This is a genomic window from Streptomyces sp. NPDC006332, from assembly GCF_040612855.1.
Classification (GTDB): domain Bacteria; phylum Actinomycetota; class Actinomycetes; order Streptomycetales; family Streptomycetaceae; genus Streptomyces.
In genome coordinates this window covers 17,254-39,342 of the sequence record NZ_JBEXRA010000006.1, presented here as the reverse complement: position 1 = coordinate 39,342, position 22,089 = coordinate 17,254, and the positions used below count along the sequence as shown (strand labels likewise).

General features: G+C 70.5%; 21 protein-coding genes. 14 read left to right on the top strand and 7 right to left on the bottom strand.

All coding sequences use genetic code 11. The features are described 5' to 3' along the window. Positions 1–36: 36 nt before the first annotated feature. Entirely contained in the window at positions 37–1,143 is a 1,107-nt protein-coding gene (locus ABZ027_RS07730; RefSeq protein WP_356765453.1) for a DUF5937 family protein, read from the bottom strand. A 164-nt stretch (positions 1,144–1,307) separates the two neighbouring features. Here ABZ027_RS07730 and ABZ027_RS07725 point away from each other — a divergent pair, with 164 nt between their 5' ends. Then, complete coding sequence (locus ABZ027_RS07725) at positions 1,308–1,523, top strand: hypothetical protein (protein WP_356765451.1); 216 nt, start codon at positions 1,308–1,310, stop codon at positions 1,521–1,523. Between the two features lie 42 nt (positions 1,524–1,565). Here ABZ027_RS07725 and ABZ027_RS07720 read toward each other — a convergent pair whose 3' ends face one another. Next, positions 1,566–2,780, bottom strand: a complete 1,215-nt coding sequence (locus tag ABZ027_RS07720; RefSeq protein WP_356765449.1) for a beta-eliminating lyase-related protein — start codon at positions 2,778–2,780, stop codon at positions 1,566–1,568. Between the two features lie 183 nt (positions 2,781–2,963). Here ABZ027_RS07720 and ABZ027_RS07715 point away from each other — a divergent pair, with 183 nt between their 5' ends. From ABZ027_RS07715 to ABZ027_RS07670, 10 genes are all read left to right on the top strand, one after another. Beyond that, positions 2,964–3,938: a DUF2520 domain-containing protein gene (locus tag ABZ027_RS07715; RefSeq protein WP_356765447.1), complete on the top strand. Its 975-nt coding sequence runs from the start codon at positions 2,964–2,966 to the stop codon at positions 3,936–3,938. Beyond that, positions 3,935–4,927, top strand: coding sequence for a pantoate--beta-alanine ligase (gene panC / locus ABZ027_RS07710; protein WP_356765445.1), 993 nt, complete (start codon positions 3,935–3,937; stop codon positions 4,925–4,927). The genes ABZ027_RS07715 and panC overlap by 4 nt, the downstream gene beginning before the upstream one ends. A gap of 11 nt (positions 4,928–4,938) precedes the next feature. Further along, positions 4,939–6,726 carry an L-aspartate oxidase gene (locus ABZ027_RS07705; protein WP_356765761.1) on the top strand — a complete coding sequence of 596 codons (1,788 nt, stop codon included), beginning with the start codon at positions 4,939–4,941 and terminating at the stop codon, positions 6,724–6,726. 5 nt (positions 6,727–6,731) lie between these two features. Then, positions 6,732–7,718: a carboxylating nicotinate-nucleotide diphosphorylase gene (gene nadC / locus ABZ027_RS07700; RefSeq protein ID WP_356765443.1), complete on the top strand. Its 987-nt coding sequence runs from the start codon at positions 6,732–6,734 to the stop codon at positions 7,716–7,718. A gap of 4 nt (positions 7,719–7,722) precedes the next feature. Next, positions 7,723–8,520, top strand: a complete 798-nt coding sequence (locus ABZ027_RS07695; protein ID WP_356765441.1) for a type III pantothenate kinase — start codon at positions 7,723–7,725, stop codon at positions 8,518–8,520. A gap of 209 nt (positions 8,521–8,729) precedes the next feature. After that, positions 8,730–9,530 carry a hypothetical protein gene (locus ABZ027_RS07690; protein WP_356765759.1) on the top strand — a complete coding sequence of 267 codons (801 nt, stop codon included), beginning with the start codon at positions 8,730–8,732 and terminating at the stop codon, positions 9,528–9,530. Positions 9,531–9,576: 46 nt separating this feature from the next. Next, positions 9,577–9,756, top strand: a complete 180-nt coding sequence (locus ABZ027_RS07685) for a hypothetical protein (protein ID WP_356765439.1) — start codon at positions 9,577–9,579, stop codon at positions 9,754–9,756. Positions 9,757–9,886: 130 nt separating this feature from the next. After that, on the top strand, positions 9,887–10,330 hold the full coding sequence (locus tag ABZ027_RS07680; RefSeq protein ID WP_356765437.1) for a BlaI/MecI/CopY family transcriptional regulator: 444 nt from the start codon (positions 9,887–9,889) through the stop codon (positions 10,328–10,330). A 9-nt stretch (positions 10,331–10,339) separates the two neighbouring features. Next, positions 10,340–10,900: an amino-acid N-acetyltransferase gene (locus ABZ027_RS07675; RefSeq protein WP_356765435.1), complete on the top strand. Its 561-nt coding sequence runs from the start codon at positions 10,340–10,342 to the stop codon at positions 10,898–10,900. A gap of 285 nt (positions 10,901–11,185) precedes the next feature. After that, positions 11,186–11,521, top strand: coding sequence for an Lsr2 family protein (locus tag ABZ027_RS07670; protein ID WP_356765433.1), 336 nt, complete (start codon positions 11,186–11,188; stop codon positions 11,519–11,521). A 47-nt stretch (positions 11,522–11,568) separates the two neighbouring features. Here ABZ027_RS07670 and ABZ027_RS07665 read toward each other — a convergent pair whose 3' ends face one another. Then, complete coding sequence (locus ABZ027_RS07665; protein WP_356765431.1) at positions 11,569–12,522, bottom strand: SCO3374 family protein; 954 nt, start codon at positions 12,520–12,522, stop codon at positions 11,569–11,571. Positions 12,523–12,952: 430 nt separating this feature from the next. Here ABZ027_RS07665 and ABZ027_RS07660 point away from each other — a divergent pair, with 430 nt between their 5' ends. Continuing rightward, positions 12,953–15,478: an ATP-dependent Clp protease ATP-binding subunit gene (locus ABZ027_RS07660; protein ID WP_356765429.1), complete on the top strand. Its 2,526-nt coding sequence runs from the start codon at positions 12,953–12,955 to the stop codon at positions 15,476–15,478. A gap of 83 nt (positions 15,479–15,561) precedes the next feature. On the opposite strand, the gene ABZ027_RS07655 is transcribed toward ABZ027_RS07660, so the two are convergent. After that, positions 15,562–16,197: an HAD family acid phosphatase gene (locus tag ABZ027_RS07655; protein WP_356765427.1), complete on the bottom strand. Its 636-nt coding sequence runs from the start codon at positions 16,195–16,197 to the stop codon at positions 15,562–15,564. 512 nt (positions 16,198–16,709) lie between these two features. Here ABZ027_RS07655 and ABZ027_RS07650 point away from each other — a divergent pair. After that, a complete protein-coding gene (locus ABZ027_RS07650) occupies positions 16,710–17,414 on the top strand; it encodes a M23 family metallopeptidase (protein WP_356765425.1) in 705 nt (234 codons plus the stop codon). Between the two features lie 52 nt (positions 17,415–17,466). Here ABZ027_RS07650 and ABZ027_RS07645 read toward each other — a convergent pair whose 3' ends face one another. Next, complete coding sequence (locus ABZ027_RS07645; protein ID WP_356765423.1) at positions 17,467–18,054, bottom strand: TetR family transcriptional regulator; 588 nt, start codon at positions 18,052–18,054, stop codon at positions 17,467–17,469. A gap of 123 nt (positions 18,055–18,177) precedes the next feature. Here ABZ027_RS07645 and ABZ027_RS07640 point away from each other — a divergent pair, with 123 nt between their 5' ends. Continuing rightward, positions 18,178–19,776 carry an MDR family MFS transporter gene (locus ABZ027_RS07640; RefSeq protein WP_356765421.1) on the top strand — a complete coding sequence of 533 codons (1,599 nt, stop codon included), beginning with the start codon at positions 18,178–18,180 and terminating at the stop codon, positions 19,774–19,776. 200 nt (positions 19,777–19,976) lie between these two features. Here ABZ027_RS07640 and cseC read toward each other — a convergent pair whose 3' ends face one another. After that, positions 19,977–21,284 carry a two-component system sensor histidine kinase CseC gene (cseC, locus tag ABZ027_RS07635; RefSeq protein ID WP_356765419.1) on the bottom strand — a complete coding sequence of 436 codons (1,308 nt, stop codon included), beginning with the start codon at positions 21,282–21,284 and terminating at the stop codon, positions 19,977–19,979. Positions 21,285–21,340: 56 nt separating this feature from the next. Then, the gene (cseB, locus tag ABZ027_RS07630) at positions 21,341–22,045 is read right to left on the bottom strand and encodes a two-component system response regulator CseB (RefSeq protein WP_356765417.1); all 705 of its coding nucleotides are present in this window, start codon (positions 22,043–22,045) and stop codon (positions 21,341–21,343) included. Positions 22,046–22,089 lie beyond the last annotated feature (44 nt).

The window sequence follows — 22,089 nt, the reverse complement described above, 5'->3', positions numbered from 1 at the left end:
GTCAGAGGTCGGCGGTCGGCGGTCCGCGGTCCGCGGTCAGCGCAGGATGCCCTCCAGGAAGTCGCTGCCCAGCCGGGCCACCACGGTGACGTCCAGCTGGTGCAGGACGTACCGGCCGCGGCGGCGCGTGGTGATCAGGCCCGCCTTCTTCAGCACGCCCAGGTGCCGGGATATCTCCGGGGCCGTCATGCCGTGCACCTGGGCCAGCTCGCTCGTGGTGTACGCGCTGCGGGCCAGATGGCGGCAGATCCGCATCCGGACCGGGTGCGAGAGCGCGGTCATCCGCAGCGCCAGCTGGTCCACCGACGGCGGCGCGGCGAACTCGGGCGAATTGACCGGGTAGTGCAGCACCGGCTGCCAGCCGTACCGGTGCAGCACGCTCAGGTGCGGCCAGCCCAGGCTCGTCGGGATGAGCAAGAGGCGGCCGTCCCCGGTGGTCGTACGGCCCTCACCCAGCTTGTCGACGGTGATCCGGGCCGCTGACTCGTCGAGCGTCAGCGCGGGCGACACCGAGGCCAACGCCTCGGACAGGCCTCTGTGCCGCAGCAGGTCCGTCTTGTGGCGGGCGTCCGCCGCGAGCTGGTGCCGCAGCCGGGCCCAGGCCTCCGCGAAGAACGCCTCGTCGCAGTCCTCCACGAACTGCCGGAACCAGGCCCGCACCCACGGCGGGTCGGCCAGCAGGCGCTCGGTGAACCGCACCTGCTGCGGCCCGCGCGACGCGGCCAGCTCCAGCGCGAGTCGCCGCAGCTTCGCGTCGGAGAGGATCGCGGGCGCCGGCGAGGAGTACGGCATCGCGCAGGAGAACTCCAGGGCCGCGTCCACGAACTGTTCGTCCGACAGCTTGTCCAGGAGCCCCAGGTCCTCGGCGAGGCTCGCGCCCGGAAGGGTGTCGCGGCCCGGGACGCCGGCGAACGGCAGGAAGAGGTCGGAGAACGTCGACCGCCACAGGAAATCGGCCTCGCACATCCGGTCGGCCAGGTGCGAGTCGAGCCGGGCGGTCACTCCCGTCACCCAGCCCTGCAGGGCGGGATGGTGCCCCGGTTCGGTCAACGCGTGCAGCGCCATGCCGAGTTCGGCCAGCGGCGAGGGCACGACGGCGACCCGCTCCGGCCGCAACTCCGCGATGTCGATACGCACGCTCATGACCTCATCGTGCCCTCCGCCACTGACAACACCGGCCCGATTGACGGCGCCCGTCAATCGACGCGACGTCACCGCCGTACCCGCGCAGCCTGGTTGGACGGGCAGCCGCGGAGCCCGATCCCAGGTCCGGACAATCCCGAGAACCCGAGAAGGGGCCGTCAGCCATGAGCATCACGCAGCAGTACCTCCTCGACACCTACCGCGCCGAACGGCTCGGCGAACCGGCGCCGCCCGCGCCCGGTGCCCACGACTGGCAGGTCGTCCGCGAACTGCGTGACCGCCGCGCGTTCCGGGCGGTCCTCGCCGGGCGCCCGACCCGCGGGCGGATACGCCTCACCGTGCGCCGGTGGCTGCGCCCTCGCTCCCGTTCCGCCAGCTGACCGCCTGCCGTCCGCCGGACGACCGCCTGCCGTCCTCCCCGGTCAGCGGGGACCGGCCAGCCGGGAGACGAAGTCCGCGACCGCCGACCTCACGTCGTCGCGGGTCCACTCCAGGGCGGCCGCCCGCACGTAGACCTCCGTGCACGCCAGGCCGGGGCCCCTCGCCTCCCACGGGTTGCCGAACAGCACGGTCCGCGTCTCCTCGGCCTGCCGGATCGCCGCCTCCGAGACGACATCGACCTCGTACGGCAGCCAGACCTGGAAGTCGTGGGTGTGCGGCACCTCGGGGTGGACGCGCGCCCACGGCACCCCGGCATCCTCGAAACCGGCGCGCAACTCCTCGGCCACCACGCGCGCGTGGACCACGTACTCCGGCAGCCGGGGCAGCTCCCGCTCCAGGCCGATCAGCGCCGCCAGCGCGGTCGGGAACTGCTGGAAGAGCGTGCCGCCGTACCGGTGCCGCCAGGCCTTGGCCTCCTCGATGAGTGTCCTGGGGCCGGCCAGGGCCGCGCCGCCGTACCCGTCGAGGGACTTGTAGAACGACACGTAGACGCTGTCCGCCAGGCCCGCGATCTCCGCCAACGGGCGGTCGAAGTGCACGGTGGACTCCCACAGGCGGGCCCCGTCGACGTGGACCACCGCCTCGCGTTCCCTGGCCGCCGCCACGAGCTCGGTGAGTTCCTCCCAGGAAGGCAGCACGAAACCGGCGTCCCGGAGGGGGAGTTCGAGCATCAGCGTCCCGAAGGGCTCGTCGAGGTCGCGTACCTCGTCCGCGGTCGGCAACCGGGGCTCGCTCGTCACCCGGACCGGACGCAATCCGCTGACCTGGCTGAACGCGTTCCGTTCGTGCATCTCCGGGTGGGACAGCCCATGCAGGGCGACCGCCGGGGACCCGGTGCGGCCCGCCCAGCAGCGCAGGGCGACCTGCTGGGCCATCGTGCCCGTCGGGAAGAACGCCGCGGCCTCGGTGCCGAGCAGGCCCGCGACCTTCTCCTCCAGGGCCTCGACCACGCCGTTGCCGTACATGTCCGAGTCCTCGTCCAGGTCGTACACCTCGGGCGCCGCGTCCAGCAGGGCCAGCCGGTCCCGGAGCGTGCCGAGGACGCCCAGGCGTGCGAGCGCGCGGTCAGCGGATCGTAGGGCGGCGATACGCCGCTGCCTGCGCCGGACACGCCGGTCCGCCTCGGAGACCGGCTCCAACTCTTCCTCGTCGGCCTGCCCGTGCGCGTCCTGTGTCTGCTCCGCCGTATCGCTCATGCCCGGATCATGCCCGCGGCCCTCCACACGGGCATCCGGATTTCGGCCCGCCCGTCCGTGGGCACCCGGCGTGCGTCAACCCACAGCCTGTGGACAACCGAACGCCCCTCGAACCAATCGCGTTAACATGACGAGAAATCGTCCGGTACCCAGAGCGGACTGGAACGGGAAGGCCGCCGTCGCGTGAGTACATTCCAACAGCCAGACCCCCAGGACCGCCCCGCGCGGCTCACCGTCGGTGTCGTCGGCGCCGGCCGCGTGGGCCCCGCGCTGGCCGCGTCCCTCCAGCTCGCCGGGCACCGTCCGGTGGCCGTCTCCGGGGTCTCGGACGCCTCCCGGCGCCGGGCCGCGCAGATGCTGCCCGACGTGCCGGTCGTCCCGCCCGCCGAGGTCCTGGAGCGCGCCGACCTGGTGCTGCTGACCGTCCCCGACGACACCCTGCCCGGTCTCGTCGAAGGCCTCGCCGAGACCGGTGCCGTACGACCGGGACAGCTGCTGGTGCACACCTCCGGGCGGTACGGCGCGAAGGTCCTGGACCCCGCCCTGCGGGTGGGCGCGCTGCCGCTGGCCCTGCACCCGGCGATGACCTTCACCGGCACCCCCGTGGATGTGCAGCGGCTGGCCGGATGCTCCTTCGGCGTCACCGCGCCCGAGGAACTGCGGCTGGCGGCCGAGGCCCTCGTCATCGAGATGGGCGGCGAACCCGAGTGGATCGCCGAGGAGATGCGGCCGCTCTACCACGCCGCGCTCGCGCTGGGCGCCAACCACTTGGTCACCCTGGTCGCGCAGTCCCTGGAGCTGTTGCGCGCGTCCGGCGTGGAGGCTCCCGACCGGATGCTCGGCCCGCTGCTCGGCGCAGCCCTCGACAACGCCCTGCGCTCCGGCGACGCCGCCCTCACCGGCCCCGTCGCGCGCGGGGACGCGGGCACCGTCGCCGCCCACGTCGAACAACTGCGCAAGCACGCCCCGCAGGCCGTCGCCGGCTACCTGGCGATGGCGCGCGCGACGGCCGACCGCGCCCTCGCCCACGGCCTGCTGAAGCCGGAATTCGCTCAGGACCTGCTCGGGGTACTCGCCGACGGGACCGACAGGACACACAGGACCGACGGCCCCGACGGCCCCGACGGCCCCGACGGCACCGAGGGGGACGCCCGATGACCACCGTCCTGCTGCGCACCGCCGACGAACTGCACGCCCGTACCCGCGCGGGCCGCCGCGCCGTCGTGATGACCATGGGCGCCCTGCACGAGGGGCACGCCACCCTGATCCGCACCGCGCGGGAGATCGCCGGAGACGACGGCGAGGTCGTCGTCACCGTCTTCGTGAACCCGCTGCAGTTCGGCGCCGGGGAGGACCTCGACCGCTACCCGCGCACCCTGGACGCCGACCTCAAGATCGCCGAGGAGTCGGGCGCGGACGTCGTCTTCGCACCCGCCGTCGACGAGGTCTACCCGGGCGGCGAACCTCAGATCCGCATCAGCGCCGGACCCATGGGGGAGCGCCTGGAGGGCGGTTCACGGCCCGGCCACTTCGACGGCATGCTCACCGTCGTCGCCAAACTGCTCCACCTCACCCGCCCCGACGCGGCGCTCTACGGCCAGAAGGACGCCCAGCAGCTCGCCCTGATCCGCCGGATGGCGCGGGACCTGAACTTCGGCGTCGAGATCGTCGGCGTGCCCACCGTGCGCGAGGAGGACGGGCTGGCCCTGTCCAGCCGCAACCGCTACCTCTCGCCGACCGAGCGGCGCACCGCCCTCGCGCTGTCCCGCGCGCTGTTCGCGGGCAGCGACCGGCACGCGGCGCAGGAGGCGCTGCGCGCCCGGGCCCGTGAGGTGCCCGCCACCCGAGCGCGTGCCGAGGCCCTGAGCGCCATAGGGGAGTCCCGGGCCGCCGCCGACACCCACGCCGTCGCCAAGGCCACCCCGGGCGGCCCGGCGACCGTCCGCGCGGCCGCCCGCCTGATCCTCGACGACGCCGCCCGCCTGGACCCGCCGCTCGAGCTGGACTACCTGGCGCTCGTCGACCCGTCCGACTTCACCGAGATCGAGGACGACTTCACCGGCGAGGCCGTGCTCGCCGTCGCCGCCCGGGTGGGAACGACCCGGCTGATCGACAACATCCCTCTCACCTTCGGAGCCGCCTCGTGACCAGCACAGGCATACGCCCGCCCGTCGCCCGTCACCACCCTCAAACGGGAGCGCTTCGCGCTCACCCCCGCCTGCATGCGCCCGCGCCCGGATGGTCCATCACCGCGGACGTCGTGGTCGTCGGCTCCGGAGTCGCCGGCCTCACCGCGGCCCTGCGCTGCGAGGCCGCCGGCCTGAACACCGTCGTCGTCACCAAGGCCCGCCTCGACGACGGCTCCACCCGCTGGGCGCAGGGCGGCATCGCCGCGGCCCTCGGCGAGGGCGACACCCCCGAACAGCACCTGGACGACACGCTCGTCGCGGGCGTCGGCCTGTGCGACGAGGAGGCCGTACGGATCCTCGTCACCGAGGGCCCCGGCGCCGTCCGCCGGCTGATCGAGACGGGCGCCCACTTCGACGAGTCCGCCGAAGGGCGCCTGGCACTCACCCGCGAGGGCGGACACCACCGCCGTCGCATCGCGCACGCCGGCGGTGACGCGACCGGCGCCGAGATCTCCCGGGCGCTCGTCGAGGCGGTCAAGGGGGCGATGCCCGGGGGCACCGGCGCGCGGCGGCTGCGCACCATCGAGAACGCGCTCGTCCTGGACCTGCTCACGGACGCCGACGGCCGCACCGCCGGCGTCACCCTGCACGTCATGGGCGAGGGCCAGCACGACGGCGTGGGCGCAGTGCACGCCCCCGCGGTCGTCCTCGCGACCGGCGGCATGGGCCAGGTCTTCTCGGCGACCACCAACCCGTCCGTCTCCACCGGCGACGGCGTGGCGCTCGCCCTGCGCGCGGGCGCGGAGGTCTCCGACCTCGAGTTCGTGCAGTTCCACCCGACCGTGCTGTTCCTGGGCGCGGACGCGGAGGGCCAGCAGCCCCTGGTCTCCGAGGCGGTCCGCGGCGAGGGCGCCCACCTGGTGGACGCCCAGGGTGTGCGCTTCATGGTCGGCCAGCACGAACTGGCGGAACTCGCGCCCCGGGACATCGTCGCCAAGGGCATCACGCGCCGCATGCAGGAGCAGGACGCCACCCACATGTTCCTCGACGCCCGGCACTTCGGCGCCGACATGTGGGAGCACCGCTTCCCGACGATCCTCGCCGCCTGCCGCGCGCACGGCATCGACCCGGTCCACGAGCCCGTCCCGGTCGCCCCGGCCGCCCACTACGCCTCCGGCGGCGTCCGCACCGACGCGCACGGCCGCACCACCGTTCCCGGCCTCTACGCGTGCGGCGAGGTCGCCTGCACCGGCGTGCACGGCGCGAACCGGCTCGCGTCGAACTCCCTCCTGGAAGGGCTGGTCTACGCCGAGCGCATCGCCGCCGACATCACGGCCCAGCACGCCGTGAACGGTCTGCCCGCGCCGGTGCCCGCCCCGGTCGCGCACCCCGAGAAGCCCGCCCACCCCCTGCTCGCCCCGGAGTCCAGGTTCACGATCCAGCGGATCATGACGCGCGGCGCGGGTGTCCTGCGCTCCGAGGAGTCCCTGGCCACCGCCGCGGACGCCCTGCAGCGCCTGCACACCGACGCCCGGGGCGCCCTCGACGAGAACGGCAAGACCGCCGAGCCCGGCGTCGACACCTGGGAGGCCACCAACCTCCTGTGCGTGGCCCGCGTCCTGGTCGCCGCCGCGCGGCGGCGCGAGGAGACCCGGGGCTGCCACTGGCGCGAGGACCACGCCGAGCGCGACGACACCGGGTGGCGCCGCCACATCGTCGTACGGCTGAATCCGGACCGCACACTCGCCGTGCACACCACCGATACCGCAGACTTCCCCCCGACCCGGCAGCACCAGCAGCGCCTTCAGGAGCAGTGACCCAAGTGACCACCCCCGACCTTCCCCTCGCCCAGACCGGCGGCTGCGGCGACGGCTGTGCCTGTGGCGCCGACGCCGGCCTCGACGGCGCGGAGTACCTGGAGTGCGGGCTCGACCCCGCGCTCGCCCAGATCCTGGCCGACGCCGGACTCGACCCCGTGGAGGTCGAGGACCTCGCCAACGTCGCCATCCAGGAGGACCTCGCCCACGGCGTGGACGTGACGACCGTCGCGACCATCCCCGAGGACGCCGTCGCCACCGCCGACTTCACCGCCCGCGAGGCCGGCGTGGTCGCGGGCCTCAGGATCGCCGAGGCCGTCGTCTCGGTGGTCTGCACGGACGACTTCGAGGTCGAGCGGCACGTGGAGGACGGCGACCGCGTCGAGGCCGGACAGAAGCTCCTGTCGGTCACCACGCGGACACGTGACCTCCTGACCGCCGAACGCAGCGCCCTCAACCTGCTGTGCCGCCTGTCGGGCATCGCGACCGCCACGCGCGCCTGGGCGGACGCCCTGGACGGCACCAAGGCCCGCGTGCGGGACACCCGCAAGACGACCCCCGGCCTGCGCTCCCTGGAGAAGTACGCGGTGCGCTGCGGCGGCGGCGTCAACCACCGCATGTCGCTGTCCGACGCGGCCCTGGTCAAGGACAACCACGTGGTCGCCGCAGGCGGCGTCGCGCAGGCCTTCAAGGCCGTACGGGAGGCCTTCCCCGAGGTGCCGATCGAGGTCGAGGTCGACACCCTGGACCAGCTGCGCGAGGTCGTGGACGCCGGAGCCGACCTGATCCTGCTGGACAACTTCACGCCCGCCGAGTGCGCGCAGGCGGTGGCCCAGGTGCAGGGCGGCGCGGCCCTGGAGGCGTCCGGGCGCCTCACCCTCGACAACGCCAGGGCCTACGCGGACACCGGGGTCGACTACCTCGCCGTAGGGGCCCTCACCCACTCCTCGCCGATCCTGGACATCGGCCTGGACCTGCGCGAGGCGGAGTAGCGCCATGCTCCTCACGATCGACGTGGGCAACACGCACACGGTTCTGGGCCTGTTCGACGGTGAGGACATCGTCGAGCACTGGCGCATCTCGACGGACCCCCGCCGCACCGCCGACGAGCTGGCGGTGCTGCTGCAGGGCCTGATGGGCATGCATCCGCTCCTCGGCGACGAGCTGGGGGACGGCATCGACGGCATCGCCATCTGCGCGACCGTGCCGTCCGTGCTGCACGAGCTGCGCGAAGTGACCCGGCGCTACTACGGCGACGTGCCCGCAGTGCTCGTGGAGCCCGGGGTGAAGACGGGGGTGCCCATCCTCTTCGACAACCCCAAGGAGGTCGGCGCCGACCGCATCATCAACGCGGTGGCGGCGATCGAGTTGTACGGCGGTCCCGCGGTCGTGGTGGACTTCGGTACGGCGACGACGTTCGACGCGGTCAGCGCGCGCGGGGAATACGTCGGCGGGGTCATCGCGCCCGGTATCGAGATCTCGGTGGAGGCGCTGGGCGTCAAGGCCGCGCAGCTGCGCAAGATCGAGGTGGCGCGCCCGCGGAGCGTGATCGGCAAGAACACGGTCGAGGCGATGCAGGCGGGGATCGTCTACGGGTTCGCCGGTCAGGTCGACGGGGTGGTGAACCGGATGACCCGGGAACTGGCCGACGACCCGGAGGACGTGACGGTCATCGCCACGGGCGGCCTCGCGCCCATGGTCCTCGGCGAGTCCTCGGTGATCGACGAACACGAGCCGTGGCTGACGCTGATCGGCCTGCGCCTGGTGTACGAGCGGAACGTCTCCCGGATGTGACCCGCGGAGCGGGCCGGCGTACCCAGGGCCTCTGTGGGCGTCGGCCTCGAGCCGCGGCGCCGTGCACAACACGTGCACCCGATCCGTGGACCTGAGCCGCACGTCCGGGTGGGTGGCCGCGGGCGCCACACCCGGCGCCCTTATGTCGAATTTGTCTGATTAGCGCGTATCGTCGCACCATGCCCACGCCATACGGATCCCGCGGCGGCATGGCGTTCGGTGTGGAGGAGCTGCGTGTGCTCCGCCGCGCTCTCGCCCTCGCCATCCACCCCACGCCCGCCCAGGCCGAGGACGTCCAGGACTGCCTCCGCCTAGCCGAGTCCCTCGACGAGGCGACGCGCGAGGGCGCCCGGCTGCGTGCCTTCCTGGTGGCCGACCTCGCCCGCTACCGCGCCGCCCTCCCCGGCACAGCCGCCGGGTACCTCACGCTCCTGGAGGAGGCACTGGGCGCCGGATACCGCCCGGACCCCGACGACCTGAGCGCCCTGCGAGCCCTGCGCGGCAACCCCGTCGCCGCCTTCCTCCTGGAACGCTGCCAAGCACCGGCCGAAGAGGACGTACAAGCCCGTCCGGCCCCTGGCGCCGCCCGCAGGGTCGCCGCTGCCAGCCCCACCGTCCCTGCCTCCCGTACCCGCCTCCTGGCCCTCCCCGGAGGCCGTTCGGGCCCCACCGGGCACCCGGCCGGACGCGACGTCGAGGAACGGGGCAAGGGGCGCGCGGGTGTCTCACCCGGGGTTCATCCCGCGAACGCCGTCAACGCCGCCGTCGATGCCGCCGTCGATGCCGCTGACGCCGCGCCCAAGGAACCGGGCAAGGGCCCGGCCAGGGACCCCGAGCGCAAGCCCCCGCACAAGCCCGCCGAGCGCCCTGAGCGGCCCGCTGCCCCCAGGCCCTCGTCCCCCGCGCCGAAGCCGTCCCGCCCCATCCCCACGCCGGGTGAGGTCTTTCCCCGTCGCAAACCGACCAGCCCGCCGCCCGAGGACCCTCCGCAGCAGCTGGCCGCCGGCTGAGACACCCCGCCCCGAGCACCCCCCGGCCCCTGGCTACTCTGGACGCATGGACTACGTCTCCGCGCTCGTGCCGCCGGTCGTCATGGCCGTGTTCTTCATCGGTCTGATCAGGGTGATCGTGAAGACCCAGGGCGGGGCCAACAAGGCCAAGGAGGACGCGGCCGTCGACGCCGCCCTCGCACGCGCGGAGAGCGCCCGTCAGGGCTCCGCGAACAGCGAGGCCTGAGCGGGCGGCACCGCATGGGGGCGTACGACTCCGATTTCCCCGAGTCGTACGCCCTTTTTTGAGCTTGTCCGCCGGTGAAGGCGCACGTCCGTCAGGCCGATGTCGGGATCTCCCACTATTGTGCTGAACTGTGCCCCGGCCATTGGGAGAACTCGAAGACGCGGTCATGACGCGGGTGTGGAAGTGGAACCGCCCGGTGACCGTTCGAGAAGTCCTGGAAGATCTTCAGCGGGAACGGTCCATCGCATACACCACGGTGATGACCGTCCTGGACAATCTCCATCAGAAGGGCTGGGTGCGCCGCGAGGCGGAAGGCCGGGCCTATCGATATGAGGCGGTCTCCACCCGGGCCGCGTACGCCGCGGCACTGATGAACGACGCCTGGTCCCAGAGTGACAACCCGGCCGCGGCTCTCGTCGCGTTCTTCGGCATGATGAGTGACGAACAGCGCCGAGCCCTGCGTGATGCCGTGCGCATGGTCCAGGGCCCGGAATCATCCGAAGCCCCTCCCGGTCCCCCTTCCGATACCGCCGGGACGAGCCCCGGCTCGGCGCCGGAGGACGACGGGCGATAGCGTCCGCTCATGTCTGCAGAGAGCTCAGCGGAGAGTCCCTCCGCGGAGAGTCCCGAAGTCACCGCAAAAGCCATCACGGTCCGGCGGGCCCGCACCGGCGATGTCCCGGCCGTGCGTGGACTCCTTGACGCGTACGTCCGTGGTCGCATCCTGCTCGACAAAGCCACGGTCACCCTTTACGAGGACATCCAGGAGTTCTGGGTCGCCGAACGGGACGACAACGCCGAGGTGGTCGGCTGCGGTGCCCTGCATGTGATGTGGGAAGACCTCGCCGAAGTCCGCACTCTCGCGGTGAAGGACGGTCTGAAGGGTGCCGGTGTCGGCCATCAGTTGCTGGAGAAGTTGCTGCACACCGCGCGTTGGCTGGGCGTTCGCCGCGTTTTCTGTCTGACCTTCGAAGTGGACTTCTTCGGCAAGCACGGCTTCGTCGAGATCGGCGAGACGCCGGTTGACACCGATGTCTACGCGGAGCTCCTGCGTTCCTATGACGAAGGCGTCGCGGAGTTCCTCGGTCTCGAACGGGTGAAACCGAACACCTTGGGCAACAGCCGGATGCTTCTGCATCTGTGATCGCCTTGCCTCTGTCCTTGTCGCGCCATGGCGCGACAAGGACAGAGGCAAGGACGGATCGGGAAGGCCCATTCCGTCCCACCGGGCCTTGCCCAGGTTCCCTATGTCCGAAACGCACATGTTTCCGGACTGGGGGAGGTCGGTCGATCCCTCCCGAGGGTTTGTGTTTTTCCGGCAAAAGCGGTTTGCTTTCCGACGTACTGCAGTACTGCATATAACAGGGGACGGCGAAACGGCGGACGCCGCAGACCCCCGGCCCTCAAGTTATGGATGAAAGGAAATCCGGTGGCACAGAAGGTTCAGGTCCTTCTTGTCGATGACATCGACGGCGGCGAGGCGGACGAGACCGTCACGTTCGCGTTGGACGGCAAGACGTACGAGATCGATCTCACGACCACCAATGCGGACAAGCTGCGTGGTCTTCTTGAGCCTTACGTGAAGGGCGGTCGCCGCACGGGCGGTCGTGCTTCGGGTGGTCGCGGAAAGGCGCGCGCCGCTTCCGGCGGCAGCCAGGACACCGCGCAGATCCGCGCCTGGGCGAAGGAGAACGGTTACGAGGTCAATGACCGCGGCCGCGTTCCGCAGACCATTCGCGAGGAATACGAGAAGGCCAACGGCTGATCGAGGTATCCGGCTCGGCGCGGATCCGGCCCGAATCGGTGCCTGGCTCAGTGCCGGGCCCGGGGCACGGTCGACGGCCGGGCGCACGCCTGTCGCAGTCGCAGGCGGTGGCACTGCGTCGCCACGGTGCTCAGAACGCGTACGAGATCGGGGGCGCCCCCACCGCCCCACAAGGCCGACAGCGTCGGCAGCGAGGCCTCGACCTCGCACCCGGGCTCGGGGGGCCGCACCCACACGGCGGCCCCTTGCACGCCCCCGTAGCGGCCCTGTGGCAGCGAGCGTCCCCCGGGAGACCCCGCGGGGGAGGGAAGCCACGCCCCGCCTTCCCGAAGCTGACGTGTCACGACAGCCCGCTCACGCTCCTCCAGGCCCGCCTCCCCGGCCTCGTACGACAGCCCCGTCGGCGCCCCGTGCCCTGTCTCGTGGGGCAGCCCCGTCGCCGCCTCGCGCCCTGTCTCGTGAGGTAGTCCCGCCCCCGCCGCGTCTGCTGTCTCGGGCGGCAGTCCCGCCCGCATCGCCCGCGCAGCCCGCCTCGGCCCCCGCGAGAGCGCCCGCGTCGTCTGCGCCGCTTCCCCCGTGTCCGGTGGCGCGGGAGCGTCAAGTACCCCTCCCTCGCCGATCATCGTGAGGTCGAGCGGCAGCGCGCCCCACTCCAGCCAGGCCAGCACCCCCGGCAGTTCCTCCGCGCTGCCCGCGGCCACCAGGAACCGCATCCGGTCGCCCTGCAGGGCCACCGGGGACCCCGCGGCCAGGTGGCGCAGCGCGGCCCGTCCCGCCTCGGCCGGCACGTCCAGGACGTCGAAGCGCCGGCCCACCGCGAGCCGCACCGGGGCGACCCCGGGGCCGGACGGGGCTCCGTGCGGTCCGGAAGGCGCGGGCACTGTCGGCCAGCCCAGCTCGTTCTCGTACCACCGGCGGATCCGGTCGCTCGGATCGAACGGCCTACGGGGAAGCGGGACCGTGGGGCATTCGGCGGTAACCGTGGGGAGGGTGCCAACCATGCCAAGTGCAACAGCCGAAGAGGTGCGCGAGTTACGCTGCGTGCCCTGTCGCGTGCGAAGAGTGCCGAATCAGGGATGCCGGGCTCGCGGGGGAGACGCGCGGTTGTTCGCCCATAGCGGAGCGAACCGGTGCGCTCGGCATGGAGTGCGCCGACCCCAGTGGGTAAGACACCCTAGTGGGAGGGGGCGACACGCAGGACAGGGCGTCTCACGTTCGCCATCGGCGTACTGATGGTGAGGGTAACGGCTTGGCCTGCGGGAACATCGTCTCGCACCATCGGGTTGGAGCAGATGTCGGCGTTCGGGGTCAGGAGGCCATCGACGGTGTCGGCAGTTGGAATGAGCGGTCCCCGCTTGCGGGACTAAGCTGCGGAAGGACAGGGAGGGGAAGTTCCCCCCACTGCCTGACCGCTCTGAGGAGCGATTAACGATGTTCGAGAGGTTCACCGACCGCGCGCGGCGGGTTGTCGTCCTGGCTCAGGAAGAAGCCCGGATGCTCAACCACAACTACATCGGCACCGAGCACATCCTCCTGGGCCTGATCCATGAGGGTGAGGGTGTCGCCGCCAAGGCCCTTGAGAGCCTCGGGATTTCGCTCGAGGCGGTCCGCCAGCAGGTGGAGGAGATCATCGGCCAGGGCCAGCAGGCCCCGTCCGGGCACATCCCCTTCACCCCCCGTGCCAAGAAGGTCCTGGAGCTGTCGCTCCGCGAGGCCCTTCAGCTGGGCCACAACTACATCGGCACGGAGCACATCCTGCTCGGCCTGATCCGTGAGGGCGAGGGCGTCGCCGCCCAGGTCCTGGTCAAGCTGGGCGCAGATCTCAACCGGGTGCGGCAGCAGGTCATCCAGCTGCTCTCCGGTTACCAGGGCAAGGAGACCGCCGCCGCCGGTGGGCCTGCCGAGGGCACCCCCTCGACGTCCCTGGTCCTCGACCAGTTCGGCCGGAACCTCACCCAGGCCGCTCGTGAGTCCAAGCTCGACCCGGTCATCGGGCGCGAGAAGGAGATCGAGCGGGTCATGCAGGTGCTGTCCCGCCGTACCAAGAACAACCCGGTCCTGATCGGTGAGCCCGGCGTCGGCAAGACCGCCGTCGTCGAGGGCCTCGCCCAGGCCATCGTCAAGGGTGAGGTGCCCGAGACCCTCAAGGACAAGCACCTCTACACCCTGGACCTCGGCGCCCTGGTCGCCGGCTCCCGCTACCGCGGTGACTTCGAGGAGCGCCTGAAGAAGGTCCTCAAGGAGATCCGCACCCGCGGCGACATCATCCTGTTCATCGACGAGCTGCACACGCTGGTCGGTGCCGGCGCAGCCGAGGGTGCCATCGACGCGGCGTCGATCCTGAAGCCGATGCTGGCCCGTGGTGAGCTGCAGACCATCGGTGCGACCACGCTGGACGAGTACCGCAAGCACCTGGAGAAGGACGCGGCCCTCGAGCGCCGCTTCCAGCCCATCCAGGTCGCGGAGCCGTCCCTGCCGCACACCATCGAGATCCTCAAGGGTCTGCGTGACCGGTACGAGGCGCACCACCGCGTCTCGATCACGGACGAGGCGCTGGTCCAGGCCGCCACCCTGGCCGACCGGTACATCTCGGACCGCTTCCTGCCGGACAAGGCGATCGACCTGATCGACGAGGCCGGTTCCCGGATGCGCATCCGCCGGATGACCGCGCCGCCGGACCTGCGCGAGTTCGACGAGAAGATCGCGGGCGTGCGCCGCGACAAGGAGTCCGCGATCGACTCGCAGGACTTCGAGAAGGCCGCCTCCCTCCGCGACAAGGAGAAGCAGCTCCTGGCCGCCAAGGCCAAGCGGGAGAAGGAATGGAAGGCCGGCGACATGGACGTCGTCGCCGAGGTCGACGGCGAGCTGATCGCCGAGGTCCTCGCGACCGCCACCGGCATTCCGGTCTTCAAGCTGACCGAGGAGGAGTCCTCGCGTCTGCTGCGCATGGAGGAAGAACTCCACAAGCGGGTCATCGGCCAGGTCGACGCCGTCAAGGCGCTGTCGAAGGCGATCCGTCGTACGCGTGCGGGCCTCAAGGACCCGAAGCGTCCCGGTGGTTCGTTCATCTTCGCCGGCCCGTCCGGTGTCGGTAAGACCGAGCTGTCCAAGGCGCTCGCGGAGTTCCTCTTCGGTGACGAGGACGCGCTGATCTCCCTCGACATGTCGGAGTTCAGCGAGAAGCACACGGTGTCGCGTCTGTTCGGTTCGCCCCCCGGATACGTGGGCTACGAAGAGGGCGGCCAGCTGACCGAGAAGGTCCGCCGCAAGCCGTTCTCCGTCGTCCTGTTCGACGAGGTCGAGAAGGCCCACCCGGACATCTTCAACTCGCTGCTGCAGATCCTGGAGGACGGTCGCCTGACCGACTCCCAGGGCCGGGTCGTGGACTTCAAGAACACGGTCATCATCATGACCACCAACCTCGGCACCCGGGACATCTCCAAGGGCTTCAACCTGGGCTTCGCGGCCTCGGGTGACAAGAAGTCCAACTACGAGCGCATGAAGAACAAGGTGTCGGACGAGCTCAAGCAGCACTTCCGTCCCGAGTTCCTCAACCGCGTCGACGACGTGGTCGTCTTCCCGCAGCTGACGCAGGAGGACATCCTCAAGATCGTCGACCTGATGATCAGCAAGGTGGACGAGCGCCTGAAGGACCGGGACATGGGCATCGAGCTCTCCCAGTCCGCCAAGGAGCTGCTGTCCAAGAAGGGTTACGACCCGGTGCTGGGCGCGCGGCCGCTGCGTCGCACCATCCAGCGCGAGGTCGAGGACACGCTCTCCGAGAAGATCCTCTTCGGTGAGCTGCGCCCCGGTCACATCGTGGTCGTGGACACCGAGGGCGAGGGCGAGACCCAGACCTTCACCTTCCGCGGCGAGGAGAAGTCGGCGCTGCCGGACGTCCCGCCGATCGAGCAGGCGGCCGGCGGAGCCGGACCGAACCTGAGCAAGGAGGCGTAAGCCTCACGGCCGTCAGGCCGCGAAAGGGGCCGGTGCTTTCGAGCACCGGCCCCTTCCGTATGTCCGCGTGTGTGCCCGCGGAATTACGACAACTGACCGTCGTAGTCAGGAAGTTTGTACGTCTTCTCGGCATGGCCGCCCGACAGGTCGGTGGCGCTGTTGCCGATGTTCGCGATGATCGTGTAGCCCTTGGACTCGATGGCGACGCGCTGGGCGGTCTTGTAGGCGGCGACGTCCTTGAAGAGGTCGCTGAAGCCACGGACGTAGAGCCCGGACACCCGGTAGCCGACGTTCTTGAGGTTGTAGTCGGTCACACCAGAGATGATTCCCGGTCGGGCGGTGACGAAGAACAGCGAGACGTCGTGCTTCTGGGCGTAATCGGCGACGTTCAGCACCGGCTTGTTGGCGGGCTGCGGGTAGCTGAAGCCGAAGTCGGTCTCCAGCGTGGTGTTGTCGACGTCGAAGACGATCGCCTGCTTCTCGCCCGGCTTGGTGGCCGCTATGCGCTGCTTCAGATAGGGCAGCGCCTGGTCCATCACGCCCTGGCAGTCCCGCTGCCAGGTGGCGTAGTCGACGTCCGCGGCTGCGGCGGCCTGGGAGGTCGGGGAGGTGCTGGTGGCCGTCGTGGCGGCCTCGGCGGGGACGGCCAGTGCCACGACGGCGGCGGCGGAGACAGCGGTGACGGCGGTGTGGCGCGCCCAGGGGCGTCGTCTCGTCATGGGGGGTTCCTCTCACGTCGGGACGTTCTGCAGTTTTCGGATGCATGTTCGTGGGTGAGGGTGGCGCGAGAGGAACCGTAGAGTTACCGAGGGGTAAGTAGCCAGAGACGTGCGTCACATCGCGGGGATCGAAGGTGTCTGACTGTCGATCAGGAACGGTGGGTTCCGGTCGGGCGGCCGAGTAGTCGCCGTCACATTCTGAAGTCCGCTGATCTGGCGGCCCGGTGACATGCCGCACAGGCGATTTGTCCGTTACTAACCGGAATAGTGATCAATTAAAAAGGTGCAAAAGGGGCATTTGTCTTCGAACTCTTGGCGTATCCGCCCTCCTGGGCCGATTTATCCCCGATGGCTGATCTGTCAAGAAGTCTTGATGTTTGGGAGGAAATACTAGATTCATTCGTAGATAGCTGGTTTGGGCGTATCTGGGGTCGGCGGTTACCAAGGGATGGCCCATTCGGCGGGGTGTTCGCGCCGGGTGGTCTTTCTGTCCCCGTCCCCATGAGGTTCTGATGTTCCAGCGCGTCTCGTCCCGTACTTCCCGTGTGTCCCTTCTCCGCACCCGCGCGGCCGTGATCACCGTCGGCCTGGGAGCGTCGGTCGCGCTGGGGGCCGGAGTCGCGGCCGCCGCCGACGCCCCGTCGGCGGCCCCGGCCGCCGGTATCGTCCAGGCGCAGTCCGTCGTGCAGGCCAAGGCCGCCAAGGTCACCGTCGTCGAGCAGGCGAAGGTGCAGGCCGCAGCCAAGAAGGCTGCCGCGAAGAAGGCCACCGCGAAGAAGGCCGCCGCGAAGAAGAAGATCTCCTGGATCGACCCGGTGCGGAAGTACACACTGACCGCGAGCTTCAACCAGGCCGGCAGCCTGTGGCACGCCAAGCACAGCGGGCAGGACTTCGCCGTGCCGAGCGGTACGCCGGTCATGGCCGCGCACGGCGGCACCGTCGTCAAGGCGGGCGGCAACGGCGGCGGTGACGGCCCCGCGTACGGCAACGCCATCGTCATCAAGCACGGTGGCGGGACGTACTCCCAGTACGCCCACCTGTCCCGGATCGACGTGCGGGTCGGCCAGATAGTCAAGACCGGTCAGCGCATCGCTCTGTCCGGCGACACCGGCAACACCACCGGCCCGCACCTGCACTTCGAGATCCGTACGACGCCCAACTACGGCTCGGCCATAGACCCGGTCAAGTTCCTGCGTGCCAAGGGCGTCCACGTCTGAGACCGCCGCGGGAGTCGGCCCGGATCACTTCGGTCCGGGCCGTGACGGACCCTCAGGCGCCCTTGTGGGCCTGCGTCACCAGGTCGGTGGCCACGTCCAGGACCGCCTGGCGCTTCTCCTCGGGGGTGGCGTCCAGGTCCTGGAGCAGGAACATCCCCGCGTGCATGGTGAACAGCGCGCTGACGCAGCGGACCTGGTCGACCAGGTCCGCCTCCGGGTCCACGATGATCTCGCGTAGGCCGATCATCCGGTTCTTGAAGGTCTCGCCGACCCGCAGCTCACGTACCGTCGCCTGGTTCTCCTGCATGAAGCGGAACAGTGGCGTCGCGCCGGCCAGGACCTCGCTGTAGCGCCGTACGATCTCCTGCTTCGTCTCCAGGGTGTGCGGCTGGCGCCTGCCCCAGTCGATCAGGTCGAGGATGGGTTGGGTGAGGTCCTCGAAGATGCTGACGAGGATCTCTTCCTTGGTCTTGAAGTGGTAGTACAGGGCCGCCTTGGTGACGTCGAGGGCCTCCGCGATCTCGCGCAGTGAGGTCTTCTCGTACCCCTGCTCGGCGAAGAGCCCGAGGGCCACGTCCTGGATGCGCTGGCGGGTGTCGCCGCGGCGCTGTTGCTTGGTGCCGTCCATGGTGCCGCCCATCGTCGCACTCCCGAAAAACTTACTTGACGCCCGGCTAGTTACGGGTCTACCTTCCCATGGTAGCCAACTAGCCGGGCGGCAAGTAAGTAGTCGACCGGAGCAGGTCACAGGGGAGTGGAAACGATGGCGGACACACAGACGGTCGAGACGGAACCGGAGAAACAACCCAGGAGCGTGCGCGTCGTGCTGCTCGCGCTCATGATCACCATGATGCTCGCGATGCTCGACAACATGATCGTGGGCACGGCGATGCCGACGATCGTCGGCGAGCTCGGCGGACTCGAACACCTTTCGTGGGTGGTGACCGGGTACACCCTCGCGACCGCCGCCTCCACCCCCCTGTGGGGCAAGATCGGCGACATGTACGGGCGCAAGGGCGTCTTCATGAGCTCGATCGTGCTGTTCCTGATCGGCTCGGCGCTGAGCGGCATGGCCCAGGACATGGGGCAGCTGATCGGCTTCCGCGCGATCCAGGGCCTGGGCGCCGGTGGTCTGATGGTCGGCGTCATGGCGATCATCGGCGACCTGATACCGCCCCGCGAGCGCGGCAAGTACCAGGGAATGATGGCGGGCGTCATGGCGCTCGCGATGATCGGCGGGCCGCTGGTCGGCGGCACCATCACCGACAACTGGGGCTGGCGCTGGTCCTTCTACATCAACCTGCCGCTCGGCGTGGTGGCGCTGGCCGCGATCAGTGTCGTACTGCATCTGCCGAAGAAGCGGGCGCAGGCGCGGATCGACTATCTCGGCGCCGCTCTGCTGACCGTCGGCATCACCTCCATCGTGCTCGTCACCACCTGGGGCGGTTCGGAGTACGCCTGGACGTCCGCGCGGATCATGGAACTGATCGGCATTGGTGTCGCCTCGCTCATCGGCTTCGTGTTCTGGCAGACCAAGGCCGCGGAGCCGATCGTGCCGCTGCACATCTTCCGCAGCCGTAACTTCACCCTGATGTCGCTGATCGGCTTCATCACCGGCTTCGTGATGTTCGGCGCGACCCTCTTCCTGCCGCTGTACCAGCAGTCGGTCCAGGGCGCGTCCGCGACCAACTCCGGGTTGCTGCTCCTGCCGATGCTCGGCGCCATGCTGGTGACCTCGATGGTCGCGGGACGGGTGACCACCAACACCGGCAAGTACAAGATCTTCCCGCTGGTCGGCAGCGTGCTGATGGTCGTCGGGCTGTATCTGCTCTCCACGATGGACACCGACACCACCCGGTTCACCTCCGGTGTGTTCATGGCCGTCGTCGGTCTCGGCATGGGCTGCCTGATGCAGATCACCATGCTGGTCGCGCAGAACAGCGTCGAGATGAAGGACATGGGCGTCGCGTCCTCCTCGACCACCCTGTTCCGTACGCTCGGCTCCTCCTTCGGCGTCGCGATCATGGGCGCGCTGTTCAACAACCGGGTCACCGAGGTCATGTCCGAGCGGGCCGGGGCACTGGGTTCCAAGGTGACCGAGCAGTCCGCGCAGCTGGACGCGGCGAGCCTGGCGAAGCTGCCGGCCGCGGTGAGCGAGGCGTACAAGCACGCGGTGTCGGCCGGCACGCACTCGGCGTTCCTGCTGGGATCGATCGTCGCCGTGGCCGCGCTGCTGGCGGCCGTGTTCGTCAAGGAGGTTCCGCTGAAGGGGGCGGGACCGCAGAAGGCGGACGAGGCGTCGAAGAACGACGGCCCGACGGACGGCGTGGCGGAGAAGTCGCCGCTCGCCGGGGCGGTCTGAGCTCCCCAGAGAGCACCCCAGCGAGCTCTCCATGAGCCGAAGGCCCCCGGATGGTGTCCGCCCCGGGGGCCTTCGGCATGCCGCCTCGTCGTTACCCGCCTTCGTCGTTACCGCCCTTCTCGTGCCGCCGTCGCCATGCCCCCCCCGGAGCAGCGAGGATCTCGACCGCCTGAAGGCCCCGACCGCCGAGCCGCCAGAGGCTACGGCAGCATCGGATAGCTCCCCGTGCTGGTCGGCGCGTGTTCCGGCAGCCACAGCACCGCCACCGCCCCCTCCGCCGGGACGTCCTCGGGCGCGCCCGCCGGGCGTACGTTGCGGAAGGTCAGCCGGGCCCCCAGCACCCTGGCCTGCCCGGCCGCGATGGTCAGGCCCAGCCCGTGGCCGCGGCCGGAGCGGTCGGTGCTGCCCGTGCGGAAGCGGCTCGGCCCCTCGGCGAGCAGGTGCTCGGGGAACCCGGGGCCGTGGTCGCGGACCCGGATCACCCGGCCCTCGACGGTGACCTCGATCGGCGGCCTGCCGTGCCGGGCCGCGTTGGTGAGCAGGTTGAACAGCACGCGCTCCAGGCGGCGTGGATCGGTGGTCACCTCCGACTCGTGCACCACCCGCACCTCGATCGCGGGGTCCTTCGCCACCACCCGCCGCCGGATGAACTCGCCCAGCAGGATGTCCTGCAGCTCGGCCCGTTCGGAGGCGCCGTCGAGACGGGCGACCTCCAGGACGTCCTCGACGAGGGTGCGCATCGCCTTCGCCCGGTCGAGGACCAGCTCCGTCGGGCGGCCCGGGGGCAGCAGTTCGGCGGCGGTCAGCAGTCCGGTCACCGGGGTGCGCAGTTCGTGCGCGATGTCGGCGGTGACCCGTCGCTCCGCCTCCAGCCGCTGCTGCAACACGTCGGCCATGGCGTCCACCGCCCTCGCGAGGTCATCGGTCTCGTCCCGTACGACCCCGACGATGGCGTCCCGCACCCGCACGTCCGCCTCACCGTTGGCGACCCGGTTCGCCGCGGCCGCGGCCTTGCGCAGCCGGCGCGAGAGCTGCCCGCCGATGAGCACGCCGAGCGCGCTCCCGCCGAAGACGACCGCGATGGAGCCGATCACCAGGGCCTGGTCGAGGTCCTTGAGGATGTCGGTGCTGCGGTCGGTGAACCCGGTGTGCAGGGACAGCACATGCCCGCCCTTGACCGGTACCGCCGCCCAGATGTCCGGCACACCGCCCGGCCGGTCCGACACGTAGGTCGCCCGGCGCCCCTGCTCGACCTTCGAGCGCAGGGCCCGGGGCAGATCCGGGTCGTCGATCTTGATGCTGGGGAAGTTCGGCCGGTCGGACAGTTCGTAGTTGCGCTGCGCGATCTGGACGCGCTCGTCGGCCAGGTCACGCGCGTTGTCCAGCATCGACACCCGCGCCGCGTTGTGCACGACGAGGCTCAGCGCGATCGCCACCAGCGCACCGACCAGCGCGATGGCCGCGCTCAGCTTCCAGCGCAGGCCGGTACGCAGGCCCAGTCTGTCCATGACGGCTGCGCCCGGGCGCCGAAGGTTCCTCCCCCGCATACCTCGTATACCCCTGTTCAGGCCTTCAACTTGTAGCCGAAACCGCGGACCGTCTCGATCCGGTCCTGCCCGATCTTCGTGCGCAGCCGCTGCACATGGACGTCCACGACCCGCGTGTCCCCACCCCAGCCGTAGTCCCACACCCGCTCCAGGAGCTTGTCGCGCGAGAGCACCGTGCCCGGCGCCGAGGAGAACTCCAGCAGCAGCCGCATCTCGGTCGGCGTCAGCGCCACCGGCCGCCCGGCCCGGCGCACCTCCATGCCCTCGGTGTCGACCTCCAGATCACCGAAGGCCAGCAGACCACCGTCGGCCAGCGCCCCGGCCCCGTCCGTACGGTCGCCACCGCCGGCGTGCCCGAAGCGGCGCAGCACGGCACGGATCCGGGCGACCAGGACAGCGCCGTCGAACGGCTTGGTGACGTAGTCGTCGGCACCCGCCTCCAGCCCCAGTACGACGTCGATCGAGTCGGCGCGCGCCGACAGCATGATCACCGGGACGGTCGACTCGTCCCGGATACGGCGGCACAGGCTCACCCCGTCGAGCCCGGGCACCATGACGTCCAGCAGGGCGATGTCGGGGTGGTCCGCGCGGAACGCGTCGAGGCCCGACAACCCGTCGGGCATGGCGGTGACCGCGAAACCGTTGCGCTCCAGGGCGAGCTGGGTGGCCTCGCGGATGACGTCGTCGTCCTCGACGAACAGAACGTGGGTCTGGTCTGCCATCCGTTGCTCTCTGTTCTCGGTCCTCGTGTGGTGCCGTCACCCGG